The sequence below is a fragment of the Gordonia sp. G4 genome (assembly GCF_057770005.1).
Window position 1 is genome coordinate 1,908,082 of the sequence record NZ_CM173442.1, and the last position, 16,830, is coordinate 1,924,911.

At 65.9% G+C, this 16,830-nt stretch carries 15 protein-coding genes; 11 read left to right on the forward strand and 4 right to left on the reverse strand.

The genetic code is table 11. The features are described 5' to 3' along the window. Positions 1-147 precede the first annotated feature (147 nt). The gene (locus AC3B5T_RS08370) at positions 148-1,047 is read left to right on the forward strand and encodes an arginase family protein (RefSeq protein ID WP_055476819.1); all 900 of its coding nucleotides are present in this window, start codon (positions 148-150) and stop codon (positions 1,045-1,047) included. Positions 1,048-1,077: 30 nt separating this feature from the next. Here AC3B5T_RS08370 and AC3B5T_RS08375 read toward each other — a convergent pair whose 3' ends face one another. Beyond that, complete coding sequence (locus AC3B5T_RS08375; protein ID WP_014925002.1) at positions 1,078-2,145, reverse strand: LLM class flavin-dependent oxidoreductase; 1,068 nt, start codon at positions 2,143-2,145, stop codon at positions 1,078-1,080. A gap of 1 nt (position 2,146) precedes the next feature. Then, positions 2,147-3,445: an O-acetylhomoserine aminocarboxypropyltransferase/cysteine synthase family protein gene (locus AC3B5T_RS08380; protein WP_055476818.1), complete on the reverse strand. Its 1,299-nt coding sequence runs from the start codon at positions 3,443-3,445 to the stop codon at positions 2,147-2,149. Between the two features lie 175 nt (positions 3,446-3,620). Between AC3B5T_RS08380 and AC3B5T_RS08385 the strand changes: the two genes are divergently transcribed. From AC3B5T_RS08385 to AC3B5T_RS08425, 9 genes are all read left to right on the forward strand, one after another. Continuing rightward, entirely contained in the window at positions 3,621-4,319 is a 699-nt protein-coding gene (locus AC3B5T_RS08385) for an alpha/beta hydrolase (RefSeq protein WP_055476833.1), read from the forward strand. Positions 4,320-4,368: 49 nt separating this feature from the next. Further along, on the forward strand, positions 4,369-5,733 hold the full coding sequence (locus tag AC3B5T_RS08390) for an aminotransferase class I/II-fold pyridoxal phosphate-dependent enzyme (protein WP_055476817.1): 1,365 nt from the start codon (positions 4,369-4,371) through the stop codon (positions 5,731-5,733). Positions 5,734-5,880: 147 nt separating this feature from the next. After that, the gene (locus AC3B5T_RS08395) at positions 5,881-7,266 is read left to right on the forward strand and encodes an LLM class flavin-dependent oxidoreductase (RefSeq protein WP_055476816.1); all 1,386 of its coding nucleotides are present in this window, start codon (positions 5,881-5,883) and stop codon (positions 7,264-7,266) included. Between the two features lie 58 nt (positions 7,267-7,324). Then, positions 7,325-8,863 carry an ABC transporter substrate-binding protein gene (locus AC3B5T_RS08400; RefSeq protein WP_055476815.1) on the forward strand — a complete coding sequence of 513 codons (1,539 nt, stop codon included), beginning with the start codon at positions 7,325-7,327 and terminating at the stop codon, positions 8,861-8,863. A gap of 50 nt (positions 8,864-8,913) precedes the next feature. Then, a complete protein-coding gene (locus AC3B5T_RS08405; RefSeq protein ID WP_055476814.1) occupies positions 8,914-9,951 on the forward strand; it encodes an LLM class flavin-dependent oxidoreductase in 1,038 nt (345 codons plus the stop codon). A gap of 22 nt (positions 9,952-9,973) precedes the next feature. Further along, positions 9,974-11,029 carry an ABC transporter permease gene (locus AC3B5T_RS08410; RefSeq protein ID WP_055476813.1) on the forward strand — a complete coding sequence of 352 codons (1,056 nt, stop codon included), beginning with the start codon at positions 9,974-9,976 and terminating at the stop codon, positions 11,027-11,029. A 1-nt stretch (position 11,030) separates the two neighbouring features. Next, complete coding sequence (locus AC3B5T_RS08415; protein ID WP_014925010.1) at positions 11,031-11,912, forward strand: ABC transporter permease; 882 nt, start codon at positions 11,031-11,033, stop codon at positions 11,910-11,912. A gap of 5 nt (positions 11,913-11,917) precedes the next feature. Beyond that, complete coding sequence (locus AC3B5T_RS08420; RefSeq protein ID WP_055476811.1) at positions 11,918-12,862, forward strand: ATP-binding cassette domain-containing protein; 945 nt, start codon at positions 11,918-11,920, stop codon at positions 12,860-12,862. A 34-nt stretch (positions 12,863-12,896) separates the two neighbouring features. Further along, positions 12,897-13,703: an ABC transporter ATP-binding protein gene (locus AC3B5T_RS08425; protein WP_231632797.1), complete on the forward strand. Its 807-nt coding sequence runs from the start codon at positions 12,897-12,899 to the stop codon at positions 13,701-13,703. 33 nt (positions 13,704-13,736) lie between these two features. Here AC3B5T_RS08425 and AC3B5T_RS08430 read toward each other — a convergent pair whose 3' ends face one another. Continuing rightward, positions 13,737-15,326 carry a phytoene desaturase family protein gene (locus AC3B5T_RS08430; RefSeq protein ID WP_055476832.1) on the reverse strand — a complete coding sequence of 530 codons (1,590 nt, stop codon included), beginning with the start codon at positions 15,324-15,326 and terminating at the stop codon, positions 13,737-13,739. A gap of 61 nt (positions 15,327-15,387) precedes the next feature. Between AC3B5T_RS08430 and AC3B5T_RS08435 the strand changes: the two genes are divergently transcribed. Continuing rightward, a complete protein-coding gene (locus tag AC3B5T_RS08435; protein WP_010843212.1) occupies positions 15,388-16,218 on the forward strand; it encodes an aldo/keto reductase in 831 nt (276 codons plus the stop codon). 69 nt (positions 16,219-16,287) lie between these two features. On the opposite strand, the gene AC3B5T_RS08440 is transcribed toward AC3B5T_RS08435, so the two are convergent. Then, positions 16,288-16,800, reverse strand: a complete 513-nt coding sequence (locus AC3B5T_RS08440) for a GtrA family protein (RefSeq protein ID WP_083888925.1) — start codon at positions 16,798-16,800, stop codon at positions 16,288-16,290. Positions 16,801-16,830: the final 30 nt, after the last annotated feature.

Below are 16,830 nucleotides of genomic sequence, written 5' to 3' on the forward strand. Positions count from 1 at the left end.
CTACGTCAGCGAACACGGGATCGGTCGACAGGCCCGGTGACGGAAACGTCGTTGGACGCGTGACTCGGCGTGCAGCGACGGGTTTCACTGTCCCCGTCGACGGGCACGCGGTGGGCGCAGGCCTGACGACAGGAGCGAGGAGGGTCAGTGAAGATCACGGTGTTGGGCGCGCCGAGCAGTGCTGGTGCCTACTGTGTGGGCGTAGAGCGAGCGCCCGCTGCGTTGCGAGATGCTGGTCTCGTCGAGCAGTTGGCGGCCACCGGCGCGGAGGTCGTCGATGCTGGGGATCTGACAACCCGGTTGTGGTTTCCCGACCGCGAGAGTCCGTTCGCGCAGAACCTGAGCGACGAGACGGATGCACTGATCGAGCTCTCCGCAGCTGCGGCCGACCTGCTCGCAGCCGGGCAGCGTCTGCTCGTGCTCGGCGGAAGCTGCACGGTTGCGGTCGGGATGTGCGCCGCGATGGCATTGTGCGGGGAGCGCCCCCGCATCGTCTACGTGGACCGGCATCTTGATCTCAACACGCCACGCTCGACAGCGGAGGGTTCGCTGAGCTGGATGGGCATGGCGCACGCGTTGGCCCTCGAGGGGGCTGCGCCCGAATTGGTCGGCCTCACGAACCGCACGCCGATACTGCACCCGTCGGACCTGGCCTATCTCGGGGTGGATGTGACCCGGGAGACAACCGGGTGGGAACGCGAACAGGCCACTGCGCTGGGACTTGCGATCGTCGATCAGACGAGGCTCTGCGACGACCCTGAAGACGCGGCCCGCGGCGCGCGAAGCATGCTCGCCCCCGGACCGTTCGTGGTGCACCTCGACGTCGACGTGCTCGATTTCCTGGACGCGCCGATCGCCGAGAACGTGAACGGACGGAACAGTGGACCGACGATTGCGGTCCTCGAACAGGCCCTGGTCACGCTCCTGCGCGACCCTGATTGTCTGGGGATGTCGATCGGGCAGCTGGACCCCGCGCACGCGTCAGCGGATCACACCGCGGTACCCCGGCTCGTTGCGGCGCTCGTGTCGGCACTGACCTTCACCTAGGCAGCCCCGACGCACGAGAACGTCAACCGGTCAGACCGAGACCACCTCGGTCCTGACCTCAGGGACGAGGGGAAACACCTGCTGCGCAATGCGTTCGAGCTCGTCGTGGGCGGGTGAACATTGGATCAGCAGGAGTGTGAGGCCGGCGTCCTGGTAGGCGCGGATCTTCTCGGCCACCACCTCGGGGGTGCCCACCAGTTCCGGGCGGAGGCCGCGGGTTCCGACCGAGTACTCGCGCTTGGTGAGCTCGACGTCGAGCTCGGAGTTGCGCGCGAACTCTTCGAATGACGCGTATCCCGGTGACCGAGGATCGATGGTGGTGATGCGGTCGAGTTCGGCCCGTGCCTCCGCCTCGGTGTCGCGAACGATCACATAGGCCGACATCCCGAACTCGGCCATGTCGCGCTGGTGGATTCGCTGCGATCGGTCGTTCATGTCGGCGATCTTGGCGCGGACCTCGTCGACGGTACCGCCGTGTAGCACATAGGAATCCGCGAACGTCGCAATCGACTCGCGGCCGCCCTCGCTCTCCCCGCCGGCGAAGATCGGCGGCTGAGCGACGGGTTTCGGCGACAGGATCGAATCGTGGACCGAGAAGTGTTCACCCGCATAGGAGAACGGAGTGTGATTCCACAGTCCACGCAGGATGTCGACGAACTCTTGTGCCTGCCGGTAACGCTCGTCATGCCGGGTGAAAGCGCCACCATACTGCTTGGCCTCCTCCTCCCACCACGCCGCGACGACGTTGAGGGCGAAGCGTGCCGGATCCGACGATGCACCACCTGCGATGTCGGTGATGGTCGCGGACTCTTTCGCGGTGACGGCCGGGAGGTGGAAGCCGGCCCGCACCGCCGTCATCACCCGAAGGCGCTCGGTGACGGCGAGGATCGCCGACGACAACGACCACGCTTCGAGGCTGGGCGCGTGAATACCCTTCCGGTCGTTGAGATACAGCTCGGGGACGAGCGTCGTGTGATAGCCGAGACGATCCGCGAGCTGTGACAGTCGCTTCACGTAGTCCCACGTGGCGGGCATGGCCTCGTCGCCGACGTTGCGCAGGAAGCCGCCATAGATCGGAGTCCAGTAACCGAAATGCATGTCAGTCCTTCGTGATCGTGTCGAGAGATGAGCGCAGATCGTCGACCAGGTCGTCGGGACTCTCCAGCCCTATCGACAGTCGAATCGTGCTTCTGCTGAACCCGGCCGACGCCAGGCGCTCGTCGTCGAAGTGGCTGTGGGTGGTGGTGGCCGGGTGCACCACCAGCGAGCGGACGTCGCCGATGTTCGCGACGATCGAGAACACCTGCAGCGAATTGATGAACTTCTCCACTTCGCGCTCGTCGCCGACGAGGTCGAAGGAGAACACCGACCCGGCGCCTCGGGGCAGATAACGTTGCGCAGCAGCGTGCCACGGGTTGCCGGCAAGGCCCGGGTGGTGGACCTGAGTGACCGCGGGGTGTGAATCGAGGAACCGCGCGACGGTCAGTGCCGTCGACACCTGCCTCTCGAGGCGGAGGTCCAGCGTCTCTACGCCCTGCAGGAGCTGGAAGGAGTTGAACGGCGAGAGGGCGGGTCCGAGGTCGTGGACGAGTTTCGTCTTCGCGTAGACGAGGAATGCGCTGCGGTCGCGTCCGAACGTGTCCCACAGAACGAGGTCACCGATCCGCGGATAGGGTTCGGTGAACTGCGGCCACCGCTGCGGTTCCGCCCCGAAGTCGAAAGTCCCGAGGTCGACCACCACGCCCCCGAGTGAGGTCCCGTGGCCCCCGATGAACTTGGTCGCCGAATATACGGCGATGTCGGCGCCGAACTCTTTGGGGCGAAGAAGATATGGAGTAGCGATGGTGTTGTCGACCACGAACGGCACCCCGACTTCATGGGCGATCCGCGCCACGGCGTCGACGTCCAGCACCGAAGCCACCGGGTTGCCGATGGTCTCGGCGAAGAACGCTCGGGTCTCCGGCCGGGCGGCGTCGCGCCACCCGTTGAGGTCGTCCTGGTCGACGAGGGTCACCTCGATGCCGAAGTCCGCGAAGGTGTCGGTGAGGAGATCGACGGTGCCGCCGTACAACTGACGCGCGGCGACGATATGCTCACCCGTCTTGGCGAGCGTGAGCAGGGCCACCGCCACCGCCGACTGCCCGGACGCGGTCGCCAGCGCCGCAACCCCTCCGTCGAGATCGGCGATGCGCTGTTCGAAGACCGTTTGGGTCGGGTTGCCGGTGCGGCTGTACAGGTTTCCCGTCCGACGTAGCGAGAAGATGTCGCGTGCCTGGGCGAAGTCACCGAAGTCGTAGGCGACCGACTGGTAGATCGGTGGGATCACCGTGTTCTGTGCGGTACCCGGCGTGTATCCCGAGCGAACCTGGCGGGTCGCGAACCCTGGGGACTGGGGCATGAGTGTTCTCGATCCTTCTTTACGTCGCTGTGGGGATTGTTCGAAACAAAACACTGAATGTTCGACGAACACACCAGTTCTGCTCGGCGTGATCCATATTGTTGTTCGCTCGCCCCCGCATCGGTCAGGGTTGCGTCATCAGCAGTCCGAGATCGACCGGAACGAGGGACACACCGTGAGCACCGAGTGGCTGGAACCCGACGCCAACGCACGAGGTTCGGTGGTGGTCATCGCCGGACGTGGTGAGCACGCCGACGTGTATGGGCGGTTCGCGCGGCGGATCGCTTTCGATGGATACCGCGTCACGGTCGTGGAGAATGCCCGTGAGTCCGTGGCCCGCGCGCTGTCGTCTTCGCAGATCCCGGGCCCCCTGGTCGTCGTCGGATCAGACAGTGGCGCGGTGACTGCGCTCGACATCGCGCCCGAGTATCCGGCTCTCACGGGGATCGTCCTGGCAGGGCTACTCGTCGACGGTCCGCCGGCCCTCCCGAGCGAGTGGGACGCGGAGCTCGACGCGCGGTCCGCGTGTCCGGTCCATCGTGGCGTACTGGGGAAACCCGATGCGATAGACCGAGGGGCGCTGCAGGAGGCGACGTCCGTCGCGACCTCCGAGTCGCTCGCGCGCGTGACGTCCCCGGTGCTGCTCGTGCACGGCGACGCCGACACGGTGAGCCCGGTCGACCCGGTGCTCGCGGCCTCGACCGCGCTGCCCGACGTACGTCTCACCCTGGTCCGCGGTGGTCGCCACGACATCCTCAACGACGTGACCCACCGCAGCGTCGCCGCGGAGATCGTCCAGTTCCTCGAGCGATTGCGCGAACCCGGAGGCCAGGACCTGCTCCGTCGGGAGCCCGTCCGGACCCTCGCCTCGTAGTCGCGAAGTCAGGACCGAGTCCGCGGACAGCGGTGAGGGGAGAAGTGGAGTGACGGTAGTCACGGACCCGGAGATCGTCGACCCGTCATGGCTGTTGGCGCGGGTGGCCGACCGCCGTGGTGAATTGGCGGATGCGGTCGCTGATCTCGTTCACTCGGGCGAACTCCCCCCGGGGTCCAGACTGCCGACCGTCCGTACGTTGGCGAAGGTCAGTGACCTCAGCGTCGGTTCGATCTTGCAGGCGTGGGGAAAACTCCAGGAACAGGGGATCGTTCAGACCCGGCGTCGTGGTGGCACCGTGGTACTCCCTCCGGAGGACAGCGTTCCCGAGCGGGGATTTCGCGAGTGGCGCGGTGTCGACCTCGCTCAGAATGCCCCGGACCTGGCACTGCAGCCGTCCTTGTCCGACGCGCTGGTCGCGAGTCTCGGCGCCGAGACCCTGAATGTATTCGGCCGCGAGATCATGACCGAACGTCTGCGAGCCGCGGCGTCGCCGACCTGGCCCTTCGAACCGCAGGCCTGGGCCACCGCCGGCGGCGGCACCGAGGCGCTGTTACTCGCGATCGAGGCTGCGGCGCCCGCCGGATCCACCATCGCCGTGGACGAGCCACTCGGACCAGGAGTGCTGGACACGATCCGTGACCTGGGCCTGAACGCAATCGGCATCGGTACCGACGCGCACGGGCCTCGCGCGGACGAACTCGACGCCGCACTTCGGGCGGGAGCATCCGCCTTCGTGTTCCAGCCAGGTGCCCCGTTCGGCGTCGACCACGTCGTCACAGATGAGCGGGCCGGCGAGCTCGCGCGGGTCCTGGAGCGTCATCCTGCTGTCTGGATCATCGAGGACGATTCGATCGGGCCGCTGGAATCAGAACCGCTCCCGTCTCTCGGTGGCGTGTTCCCGGACCGGGTCGTCCGAATTCGGAGCTACTGCAAGGCTTATGGCATCGACGTCCGAACCTCGGTGCTCGGAGGTTCGCGGCACCTGATCGACGCCGCGATGAAGAAGCGCAGTCACGGCGTCGGGTCCAACAGCAGGATCTTGCAGAACACGCTGGCCTATCTGATCGCGAGTGACGACGCCGAGCGAGCCGTCGCCCGAGCGCGCGAGCGATACGCGTCCCGGCGTGCACAACTGCTGGCCGCGCTGCGCGAGCGGGGCATCGAGGCTTTCGCGGGACCGCGGAGTCTGGTGGTGTGGGTGCCTGTGGAGGACGAGACGGCGGGGCTCGTTGCTCTTGCCCGGCAGGGGATCTCGGTCGGTTCCGGATCCCGGTCGTTCGTGAATGTTCGCGACCGCCACATGTTGCGCATCTCGGCGACCCAGCTACCCGACGACGCCGAGAGCATCCGGCAACTCGCGGACCTCGTGGCGGTGGCCATCACAGAGTCATCGCGGGAGTTCTTCGATTGACACTGTTTTGTTCGGTCATCTGATCAACATTCGAAATGTGTTCGGAGCAAGCGGAATTTAATACTCGGCGTCCGTCGGTTCTCTGAATATCCTGTGAAACAGACCTTGTGGGTGCACGCGCCCGTAGCCATATGAAGGAGCACGATCATGTCGAGACGGCAGCTGAAGCTGGGCGCAGTCCTCACTCCGACCGGCGGTCCCGGCCACCCGTACACCTGGCTCGACCCGGAGATCCCGGGCGACGCGAGCGTCGACATCGATTGGTACATCGAATACGCGCGCCTCGCCGAAGAGGCGAAGTTCGATCTGGTGTTCATCGTCGACAGCCAGTTCATTACCGCCGATTCCCCACCGCACTACCTGAACCGGCTCGAGCCCCTCACCCTTCTCTCCGCTCTCGCGGTGTCCACCAACAACATCGGGCTCGTCGGCACTCTGACCACTTCGTACAATCAGCCCTTCAACGTGGCTCGCCGGTTCGCATCACTCGACCTGATCAGCCGGGGACGCGCCGGCTGGAATGTGGTGACGAGTGGTGACGGTGGCACGGCAGGAAACTACGGGCTGGACGAGCACTACGACTACGCCACGCGCTACGGGCGCGCCGCCGAACACCTCGAGGTCGTCCAGGCTCTCTGGGATTCGTACGAGGACGACGCGTTCGTCCGCGACCGGGCCACGAAGCGTTTCCTCGATCCGTCGAAGCAGCACACGCTCAACCATCGCGGTGAGTACTTCTCGGTGACGGGTCCGCTCAACATCTCCCGATCCGCCCAGGGACAGCCGGTGATCTTCCAGGCTGGTGACTCCGATCAGGGACGTGACCTGGGTGCTCGGTTCGGCGAAGGGATCTTCACGCACGCACCGAATTTCGAAGCGGGCGTCGCGTTCTACTCCAACATCAAGTCGCGCGCAGCGGCGTACGGGCGGTCGCCGGAGGAGCTTGTCGTCCTCCCCGGGGCGTTCATCACCGTAGGTGACACCGATGATGAAGCCCGAGAGATAGGGCGCGAGACTCAGCTGGCAGACAACGATTTCCAGCGCTCACTCCGAGAGCTGGGCCGACCCTTCGGGTGGCACGACTTCAGCCGGTACGACCTCGACGCTCCCTTCCCGCAAGAAGCCCTCGCCGACGCCGAACGAAGCTTCTACACACAGGCGAAGAAGATCACCGAGCTCGCGTCGGCGAACGGCTTCACCCTGCGGCAGACGGTGGAGACGCTGAACGCGCCCACGAAGTCTCCGTTCACCGGTAGCGCCGAGACCGTGGCGAACGAACTGCAGCGTTGGCTCGACGGCCGTGCTCTGGACGGCATCAACATCCACATCGGTCATCCAGCTCAGTTCCGTCGCTTCGTCGGCGAGGTCCTGCCGATACTCCGCGAGCGGGGTGTGGTCCGGAGCGATTACGAGCACGACACCCTGCGTGGCAACTTGGGGCTACCGTTCATCGAGAACCGTTACACCCGTGCGCGTTCCGAGAACGCGGCGGAGCCCACGCCGATTGATGCCGCCGTTCCCGCGCCCGTCTGAACGCCGAACTCCCCGAACATCCCACTCCACGAACACCTCTCCCAACGAAAGCCATCCGATGAAGCTCTCCCGTCGCCGCAAGGCGCTCGTAGCACTCCTTGCCGTCTCCTTACTGGCGCTCGCGGCTTGCGGGTCGCCGACCGGCGCCTCCGCCGGCAACGTCGTCAAGTGGGGACAATCCGGCCCGCCGCCGGGCGACTGGGACCCGATCGTCACCGGTGCGACCGGCGCCACCGTGAATCTGACGCCCATCTACGAACCCTTGCTGACCCAGGACGAGAACGGGAATCCCGCTCCGGCTCTCGCCGAGAGCTGGAAGTACAACGCGGACGGGACCGCGGTGACCTTCACCCTCCGCCCGGGACTGACCTTCCACGACGGCAGTCCGGTGAACGCGGAAGCGGTCAAGTACTACATCGACCGTGCGATCAACCAGGAGAACAGCGCGCTCGCCGGGTCGTACCGCAACATCGAGAACGTCGTGGTGGACGACGATCTGAACTTCACCGTCAACCTGAAAAGCGTTGATTACCAGATTCCCTACCTGTTCAGCATCCGCGCCGGACTTATCACGAGCAAGGTCGCCAGTGAGAAGGACGCCGAGGCCCTCAACACCAGCAATCCCGTCGGTGCTGGCCCGTTCCGGGTCGTCGAACTCGTCCCCGAGTCGCACATCATCCTCGAGAAGTTCCAGGACTACTGGGATGCCGACAACATCAAGATCGACCGCATGGAGATCCGATTCGGAAACGACGCCACGAGCCTGGTCTCCTCGTCGCAGACCGGCGTCTACAACTTCGTCACCCTCGACCCGACCCAGATCCAACGAGCACGAGACGCCGGTCTCGACATCGTTCGGGACATCTCCAAGAACTGGGTGGTCCAGTTCCTGAGCGTCAATCGCAGTCTCGAGCCGTTCGATGACCCGCGTGTGGTGGAAGCGTTCCGGTCGGCGATCAACTCCCAGGAGTTCGTCGACAAGGTGAACGTGGGAGAAGGTCAGGTCGCGCATCAGCTGCTTCCCAAGGGGCATCCGCTGTATGCCGAAGAGATCGAGGGCAAATTCCAGTACGACCCCGCGAAAGCGAAGAGCCTGCTCGCCGAGGCGGGTTACCCCAGTGGTCTGGACATCACGCTGGATGCATATCCGGGTTCCACCGACGCGCAGCTCGAACTGATCCAGGCTCAACTCGCAGCGATCGGTGTACGGGTCACCATCAACAAGAATCCCAACTGGTCGAAAGGCTACTTCGGCAAGACTCAGGCGTTGGCCTCCTACGGGTACGTCGGTCGCAACTCACAGGCGCAGACGCTGACCGAACATTACGACGTCGACGGGGTTCTCAACCTCAGTTCGCCGTACTCTCCCGCTTCATTCCAGTCGGCCCTCACCGCGATGCGTGCAACGCCGATCGATGCTCCTGACTACCTAGACAAGGCGCGTGCGGCGTCGGTCGCCGGGTTCCTCGAAGGTTCCACGATCCCGCTGTATGCATCGGCCACCACCTGGGCGACGTCGTCGGGCCTGTCGTCCGATTTCGACAACCGCGAGGGGTTCCTGAACTGGCGCGGAATCACCGTCGGCGCCAACAGCTGATCGAGACCCTCACCACCGCTCGGCACGATCATCACCGACAAGGACATGCCATGTCTCTCCTTCCTGTTCGCCCCGGACTCGCCCTGTTCGAGGTGCCGCTCACCGAGACGGACGCCGCCGCGGGTTATGACGTGCTGCTCACGAACGCGGTGAGAGCGGAATCGCTCGGTTACCAGACGTACTGGGTCGCCGAGGGCCGGTTCTCCAACATCGGTCTTCCCTCTTCGCTGGTCCTGCTCAGTGCTCTGTCGCAGCGCACACAGCGGCTGCGCCTCGGTACCGCGGTCATCCCGTTGGCATTCGATCATCCACTGCGACTTGCCGAGTCGGCTGCGGTCGTCAACACACTGAGTGGGGATCGGCTCGAACTCGGTGTCGGTAAGGGCAATGGAGGCGGGTTCTCCACCGCCGCGTACAACGTGTACGACCTGGACGAGGCGCAGCGCGAGAGTCTGTATCACGACGCGCTCACGCGGCTGAGGGACGCTTTCCACCTCGAACACGTCTCGGAGGGGCAGGCTTTCGGCTTCTATCCGCCCGCAGGGAAGCTACCGCAACGACTGTGGCAGGCGACGTCGAAGCCGGACACCGCGCGTGACATCGGGCGATCCGGAGATGGCCTGCAACTCCACCGGTTTGCGCAGGGCGGACCCACCGGCGAGGTGCAAGCGCTCCTCGTCGAGGCGTATGTGAATGAGCTTCCGTCCGACCGCGCACCCCGGATCGGGGTGTCCCGTTCGGTTCTTCCTGCGGAGAGCAAGGAGGACGCGAGACGCCTGTTCGCCGACTACCTCGAGCGCTACCCGACGGCACTGCCGTGGGCCACCCCCGGCTCGTCGCCCGCAGACCTCATGCGCGACTTCTACATCCTGCACGGCACCCCGGACGAGATCGTCGCCGAACTCGCCGCGGACTCGGCGGCGAACGCGGCGACCGACTACCTCTTCAGCGTGCCGCTGGGCCTGTCCGATCACCACTATCGCGAGAGTCTGGCGGTGATCGCCGAGGCGATTCATCCCCAGCTGCCGGCGGCGCCGTACCCCGAGGCCGGCCTGGCGCACGCTGACGCGCCGGTCGCGGTCGGCTGAACCCGGTCACCGAGGAGAAGCCATGGTCATCGCACAGGTGAGCGAGCCTCGCAACCGAGAACCCGTAGCCCCGACTACGAGCAGTGTCCGGCCACGGCGTCGGAGTTCGCGAACGGCGACCGCACGACGTATCGGGGCCACTGTCCTGCGTTCGATCGGGATCTTCATTCCGGTCTTCGTCATCGCCACCTTCATCACGTTCTCGCTGCAGGCGATCAGCGGCCTCAGTCCGGCCTATCTCCAGGCGGGTGACAATGCCACGCCCGAACTCGTCGCCCAGATCGAACGCGAGTGGGGACTCGACCGTCCCTTCCTGATCCAGTACTTCGACTGGTTCGGGTCGGTCCTGCGCGGAGATCTCGGCAACAGTTGGCACAACGGGTTCCCGGTGTCGGAGATCCTCTTCGACCGCGCGCTCATCAGCCTGTCCATCGCGGGCTTGGCACTTGTCATCGGAGTGGTGGTGGGGCTGCTGCTCGGCGGTTTGGCGGCCTCTCGACCGACCTCGCTCCTCGACCGGTCGATCACCGCCTTCTCCACCCTGATCTCCACCATGCCGCCGTTCATCGTGGGCATCCTTCTCGTGTCCATCTTCGCCGTCGGTCTCGGATGGTTCCCCGCAGCCGGATACACGCCGATGTCCGAGGGCTTCGGGTCCTGGCTCTGGTTCGCCACCCTGCCCGCGATCGCCCTCAGCGTCGACACCGTGGCCGAGGTCGCGCGCCAGACACGAGTCGGCCTCGTCGACGCCTATGACCAGAACTACATCATCGGCGCACAGGTTCGTGGGCTCGGATCCCGACGCATCTTCTTCGTTCACGCCCTCCGGAACGGTATCGGCCCGACTCTGGCGCTCCTCGGACTCAAGTTCCCCGCGCTGCTCGGTGGTGCGGTCGTCACCGAGGCCATCTTCGGTATCGCGGGGTACGGCAGGTTCGCGGCCGACGCGGCACAACGGGGCGACGTGCCCGCGGTCCAAGGCGTCCTGGTCATCTCGATCGTGTTGGTGGTCGGGTTCAACCTGATCGTCAACATCCTCCTGAACCGACTGGTGCCCGCGTCGACGAGAGGTCTCTGACATGATTCGCGACATCTGGGCGGTCCGCAGCGGCCGCGTTGCCCTGATCGTCATCGGCATCGCCTTCTTCCTCGTCGTCTTCGGCCCGCTGCTGGCGCCGTACGACCCGTTGGAGGGCTCGCCGGACATTCTCGCCGGTCCCTCGGCCCAGCATTGGTTCGGAACCGACTACCTCGGTCGCGACACCCTCAGCCGACTGCTGGCCGGAACCCCGTTGAGTCTGCTCAGCGCTGTCCAGGTCGCGGTGATCGGACTCGTGATCGGCGCCGTGCCCGGCGTGTTGTCGGTCTACTCGGGCCGGGTGTTCGAATGGTCGACGCTCCGCCTCGTCGACACCCTGGTCGCACTACCGTTCCTCGTCTTCGCCGTTGCGGTGACCGCATTGCTCGGTAACGCTGTCACGCAGGCGATGATCGTCGTCGGTGTGCTCACCGCGCCCGCCTTCTACCGTGTCGCCCGCGCCGCGACGCTCGCGGTGGCACATTCTCAGTACGTCGAAGCAGCCCGGATCGCCGGCGCCGACGTGTCCTGGATCGTGCGGAAACATGTGGCCAAGAAGGTTCTCCCGGCCGTCGCGGTCGTGTTCGCGAGCACCCTCGGCATCGGACTCATCACCGTCGCGGCGCTGAGCTTCCTCGGCATCGGTGTCCAGCCGCCCGCCCCGACCTGGGGCGGAATGCTCGCTTCGGACCTGGGGTACCTCACCTTCCGTCCCTACGCCCCGTTGATCCCGGCGATTCCCATCATCATCGTCGTCTGGGCGTTCAACGTTCTGGCCGACGTCATCCGCGATGTCCGAGGCGTCTCCGGCCGTCAGCTACTCACTCGTCCGCGTCGCCGGGACGCGACCACGGCGCCATCCGCCACGACACAGGGAGCCTGACCGCGATGTCGACCCAGACAACCTTGCCCCAGACAACCGCAGCCCAGACAAGCGCGGCCCAGGCGACTTCGGTCCGGAAGCCCGAGACAGATTCCGAGACAACCGATTCCACCACTCCGGAGACCATCCTGCGTGTGAACGGGCTCCGCATTGCCGACGAGCTGAGTGGCTCCGTGCTCGTCGGCGGAGTCGATTTCGAACTCCGACGGGGTGAGACTCTCGGCATCGTCGGCGAGTCCGGCAGTGGAAAGTCGATCAGCCTACGAGCGGTACTCGGTCTGTTGCCGAATGGCCTGTCGATCACCGGAGGAACGATCGAACTGTTCGGTGAGGACATCTCCGGTCACAGCGTGACGGACTGGAACCGTCTGCGCGGCGCCGGGATCACCGCCGTCTTCCAGGACCCGGGGTCGTATCTGAACCCGTCCATCTCGATCGGGAAGCAGATCGCGGAAGTCCTGCGGGTCAAACGTGGACTCGGACGTCGGGCCGCCGGCCGTCGAGCGCTCGAATTGCTCGACGAGGTGCGAATCCGGGAGCCCGAGTGGGTTTCTCGCCAATACCCGCATGAGCTCTCGGGCGGGATGCTGCAACGGGTCGCCCTCGCCATCGCGGTCTCGCTCGAGCCTCGCATCCTGATCGCCGACGAAGCGACGACAGCCCTCGATGTGACCGTTCAGGCCGAGGTCCTCGACCTCATCGCCGATCTCGTGGAACGACACAACCTCTCGCTCATCGTCGTATCGCACGACCTGGCGGTGGTGTCCCAGGTCGCAGACCAGGTGATCGTCTTCCGTGACGGTCTCGTCGTCGATCGTGGTCGCACGTCTGACGTCCTCCATCGCCCGAGCCACGACTACACCCGGATGCTCGTCGACGAGCACGAACGCTACGGCATCGGCAAGTACACGACGGAGATCGCACAGACGGGGGCCGCACATGTCGTCTGACCGGACACCGCTTCTCGACGTCAGGGACCTGGGGGTGAGCTACGGTCGCGGACATCGTCGCCAGCAGGTGCTCCGCGACGTCAGCTTCACGATCGCCCCGGGCGAGGCTCTCGGTCTGGTCGGCGAGACCGGTTCGGGCAAGTCCACCATCGCCCGAGCCGTCCTCGGCCTCGTCGACGTCGACGCCGGAGAGATACACATCGACGGAAACGAGGTGACATCCTTCGACCGGGCGCGCTGGCGGATGTTTCGCCGAGACGGCATCGTGCAGTACGTGTTCCAGGACCCGCTCCGCAGCCTCGATCCGGAGCGGACGATAGCCCAGTCGCTCGCCGAACCCCTCGAGATCAGTGGCCGATACCGCCGTGACGAGATCGAGGCCAAGGTCGCGGCAAGACTCGCGAGCGTCTCGCTCGACTCCGATGTCCTCGGCCGGTTCCCCGCCGAGATCTCCGGCGGCCAGCGACAACGGGTCGCGGTCGCACGTGCGCTCATCACCGATCCGCGGTTGATCATCCTCGACGAGCCGGTCAGCGCTCTCGATTCGGCAAATCGGGTCAATGTGATCGAGATCCTCGCCTCGCTGCGTGACAGCGGCACCACGCTGCTGTTCATCTCTCACGATCTCGGGTCGGTGGCCGGCGTGACCGACCGTCTCCTCGTTCTCTATCGCGGTTCGATCGTGGAAGACGGAGCCACCGACGAGGTGCTCCGTCGGCCCGATCACCCGTACAGCCGACTCCTCGTCAAGTCCGCACCGACCCTGCGAGGCGGGGCCACCGATCGGCTGGAACGCGAGCGGCTTCGGCAGCTGGTCGCCGAGCACGACGGCGCCGTCTGACCCCGATCGAAGAGAAGCTCGTGCCGGGGCTGCCTACCTGGGCAATTCGAGTGCGTCCGCACCCAGCACCGCGGCAGCGGCATTGCGTCCCGGGATGCCGCTGACCCCGCCGCCGCGACGAGCGCCCGCGCCGCACAACAGCACTCGCGGATGAGGTGTCTCCACGCCCCAGCGGCCGACCTCCGACGCCGTCTCGGCCCACGGCCACTGCAACGGCCGGTGGAAGATGTGCCCGCCGGGTAGTCCGACGGCCTCCTCCAGGTCCTGCGGCGTCTTCGCCTCGATGCACGGCCGGCCGTTCAGATCGTGGGCGATGACAGATTGAATCGGTTCGCCCAGTAAAGAATTGAGAGAAGCGAAGGTCGCGCCGACGGCGTGCTCGACGGCTCCGGGTTCGTCGAACACCTCGGGCGGCATGTGCAGGCCGAACAGTGTGAGCGTGTGTTTGCCCGCGAGCTCCGGGCCGAGGATCGACGGGTCGGTGAGTGTGTGGCAGTAGATCTCGCACGGTGGGAGAGCGGGCACTTCACCGCGATCGGCCTGCCGCCACGCATCGTGTAGTTGTGAGGCGGTCTGGTTGATGTGGAAGGTCCCGGCGAACGCCGCCGCCGGCGGGACCGACCCGTCGCGGAGTCGTGGTAACCGGTCGAGCAGGAGGTTGATCTTGAGCTGCGATCCTCGCACCTCGGGCTCGCAGGGGATCGGCGTCCCGTCGAGGAAGGTGTTGAACACCTGTGGCGCGCACGCCGCGTAGAGCATCGAGCCGCGGAAGGTGCCGCCGGTCGTCTCGACGGTGCCGTCTCCGGGATCGACGCCCGTGATCTCGACTCCCGTCACGATGTCGGCGCCTGCCGAGGTCGCGGCCTGATAGAGAGCGCCGGACACCGCGCCCATCCCGCCGACCGGGACGTCCCAGTCCCCGGATCCGCCGCCGATGACGTGGTACAGGAAGCAGATGTTCTGCCGCAGCATCGGATCGTCGAGGTCGGCGAAGGTGCCGATGAGTCCGTCGGTGGCGGCGATCCCGCGGACCAGGTCGTCGTCGAAGTACTGGCGCAGGAGCGTGCCGAGCGGCAGCGTGGTGAGCGCCTCCCACAGTTCGGCGGTCGAGGTGTCGGTGGCGAACCCGTCTGGGCCGACGACGAGGTCGTGCATCTCGGCGGCGGTGCGCAGCGGCTGGATCATGGTCGGGAACACGCGGTCGGCGATCACGCCGAGCCTGCGGTAGAACGACTGCCATGCGGTGAAGCCGATGTCGGAGCCGGTCACCTGCCGGAACGACGCGGCCGTCGCGGCGTCGTCGAGGTTGTTTACCAGGATCGCGCGCGCCGGGTCGGACGGCAGCGGGGTGTAGGACGAGTAGCGCCGGCGGATGAGCGAGATGTCGAGGTCGAGGTCGGCGATGATCTCGCGCGGCATCAGCGAGACCAGGTACGAATACCGCGACAACCGCGCGGGAAGACCGGCGAACGGCGTCGCGGACACGGTGGCGCCGCCGACGTGGTCGGCCTTCTCCACGACCAGCACGCGGCGTCCGGCCCGGGCGAGATACGCCGCCGCGGTCAGCCCGTTGTGACCGGCGCCGACCACGATGTCGTCGTACGACGAGTCTTCGGTGCCCATCCGACCAGGGTTCCAGATCGACAGACGACGCAGGACGTGGTTGTCGACATATCCTGATTCGGTGGACATCCCCTCGGTCGAGCTCAGCAACGGAACCTCGATCCCCCTGGTGGGGCTCGGCACCTACAACATGCTCGGCCGCCCGGGTGTCACTGCCGTCGGGTCGGCGATCAAGTCCGGGTACCGGCTCGTCGACACCGCGCCCAGGTACAGCAATGAGCTGAGCGTGGGGATGGGCCTGCACGGAACCGGTGTACCCCGCGAGGAGATCGTGGTGCAGACCAAGCTCGGGGGCGGCGATCAGGGTTTCGACGAGGCGATCAACGCCGCGAAGGAGAGCGCACGGCGTCTGGGTGTCGCGCACATCGACGTCTACCTCATCCACTGGCCCTGCCCGAGTCTCGGGCGCACCGTCGATTCGTGGAAGGCGCTGCTGACGCTCGCCGACGAGGGCTATGTCCGCACCCCGGGGGTGTCGAACTTCAAGGAGCACCACCTGCAGATGCTCTTCGACGAGACGGGACGGTGGCCGGTCCTCAACCAGATCCAGTGCTCACCCGCCCTGGCACGAACCGAGCTTCGGGAGTTCATGGCCGACAAGGGCATTCACGCCCAGGCCTGGCATCCGACCGGCCGCAAGGAAGGGCTGCTCGCCGATCCGGTCATCCTCCGGATCGCCCGCAAGTACGGCAAGTCGCCTACCCAGATCGCGCTTCGATGGTCGGTGCAGAACGGCATCAGTGTCGTCCCCAAGTCTTCGCACACCGGCCGGCAGGTCGAGAACGCCGACCTCTTCGATTTCGCTCTCGACCCCGCCGACCTGGCCGAACTCGCCACCCTCGATCGCGGCGAGCATGCCGCGCGCGACTCCGACGTCGACGAGGAGTTCTGACCCGCTCGTCGACCGTGCGTCGTTTTCCGTCGACTGTGCGTCGTTTTTCGTCGACTGGGCGCTCCCGGGTCAGCGAATCTTGAAGATGACCATCCGCTGGACGACGAAGTTGATGACCGTCGCGGTGCCTTGTGCGATGACGTAGGCCGCGAAGCTGTAGAGCAGCGTCTCCTGCCACGCATGCGACAGGGCGGTGTAGATGCCGACGTTGACGAAGTAGGTCACCAGATAGAGCGCGATGACCGACACGAACCTCGCCATGCTCGGTTCGGCCCTGAACGTCCATCGACGGTTCAGCAGGTACGCGACGGTGGTGCCGAGGATGAAACCCGCGGACTTGGCCGGCCAGAACGGCATGTCCAGGCCGTATTGCAAGAGGATCGTCAGTCCGAAGTCCAGGAGCCCGGAGAACCCGCCGGTGATGACGAAGCGCACGAGCTGGGTCTTCAGGCCGACGTTCGTCGACGCCTCTTCGTCGTCGAAGGGCAGCTCGATCGGCATCGGCGCATGCCGCGTGGCGAAGTCGTCGTGGCTCGGTTCGTCGTCATCGCGGACGTGGTCACCAGGGTCGGGTCGAGACACGCTGACACCCTAGCCGACGACGTTCGCGGA

Excerpts from the sequence above, each read along its gene's own strand:
- AC3B5T_RS08400 (WP_055476815.1), top strand. The coding sequence starts at position 7,325 with ATGAAGCTCTCCCGTCGCCGCAAGGCGCTCGTAGCACTCCTTGCCGTC.
- AC3B5T_RS08375 (WP_014925002.1), bottom strand. The coding sequence starts at position 2,145 with ATGCATTTCGGTTACTGGACTCCGATCTATGGCGGCTTCCTGCGCAAC.
- AC3B5T_RS08420 (WP_055476811.1), top strand. The coding sequence starts at position 11,918 with ATGTCGACCCAGACAACCTTGCCCCAGACAACCGCAGCCCAGACAAGC.
- AC3B5T_RS08380 (WP_055476818.1), bottom strand. The coding sequence starts at position 3,445 with ATGCCCCAGTCCCCAGGGTTCGCGACCCGCCAGGTTCGCTCGGGATAC.
- AC3B5T_RS08410 (WP_055476813.1), top strand. The coding sequence starts at position 9,974 with ATGGTCATCGCACAGGTGAGCGAGCCTCGCAACCGAGAACCCGTAGCC.
- AC3B5T_RS08405 (WP_055476814.1), top strand. The coding sequence starts at position 8,914 with ATGTCTCTCCTTCCTGTTCGCCCCGGACTCGCCCTGTTCGAGGTGCCG.
- AC3B5T_RS08430 (WP_055476832.1), bottom strand. The coding sequence starts at position 15,326 with ATGGGCACCGAAGACTCGTCGTACGACGACATCGTGGTCGGCGCCGGT.
- AC3B5T_RS08415 (WP_014925010.1), top strand. The coding sequence starts at position 11,031 with ATGATTCGCGACATCTGGGCGGTCCGCAGCGGCCGCGTTGCCCTGATC.
- AC3B5T_RS08395 (WP_055476816.1), top strand. The coding sequence starts at position 5,881 with ATGTCGAGACGGCAGCTGAAGCTGGGCGCAGTCCTCACTCCGACCGGC.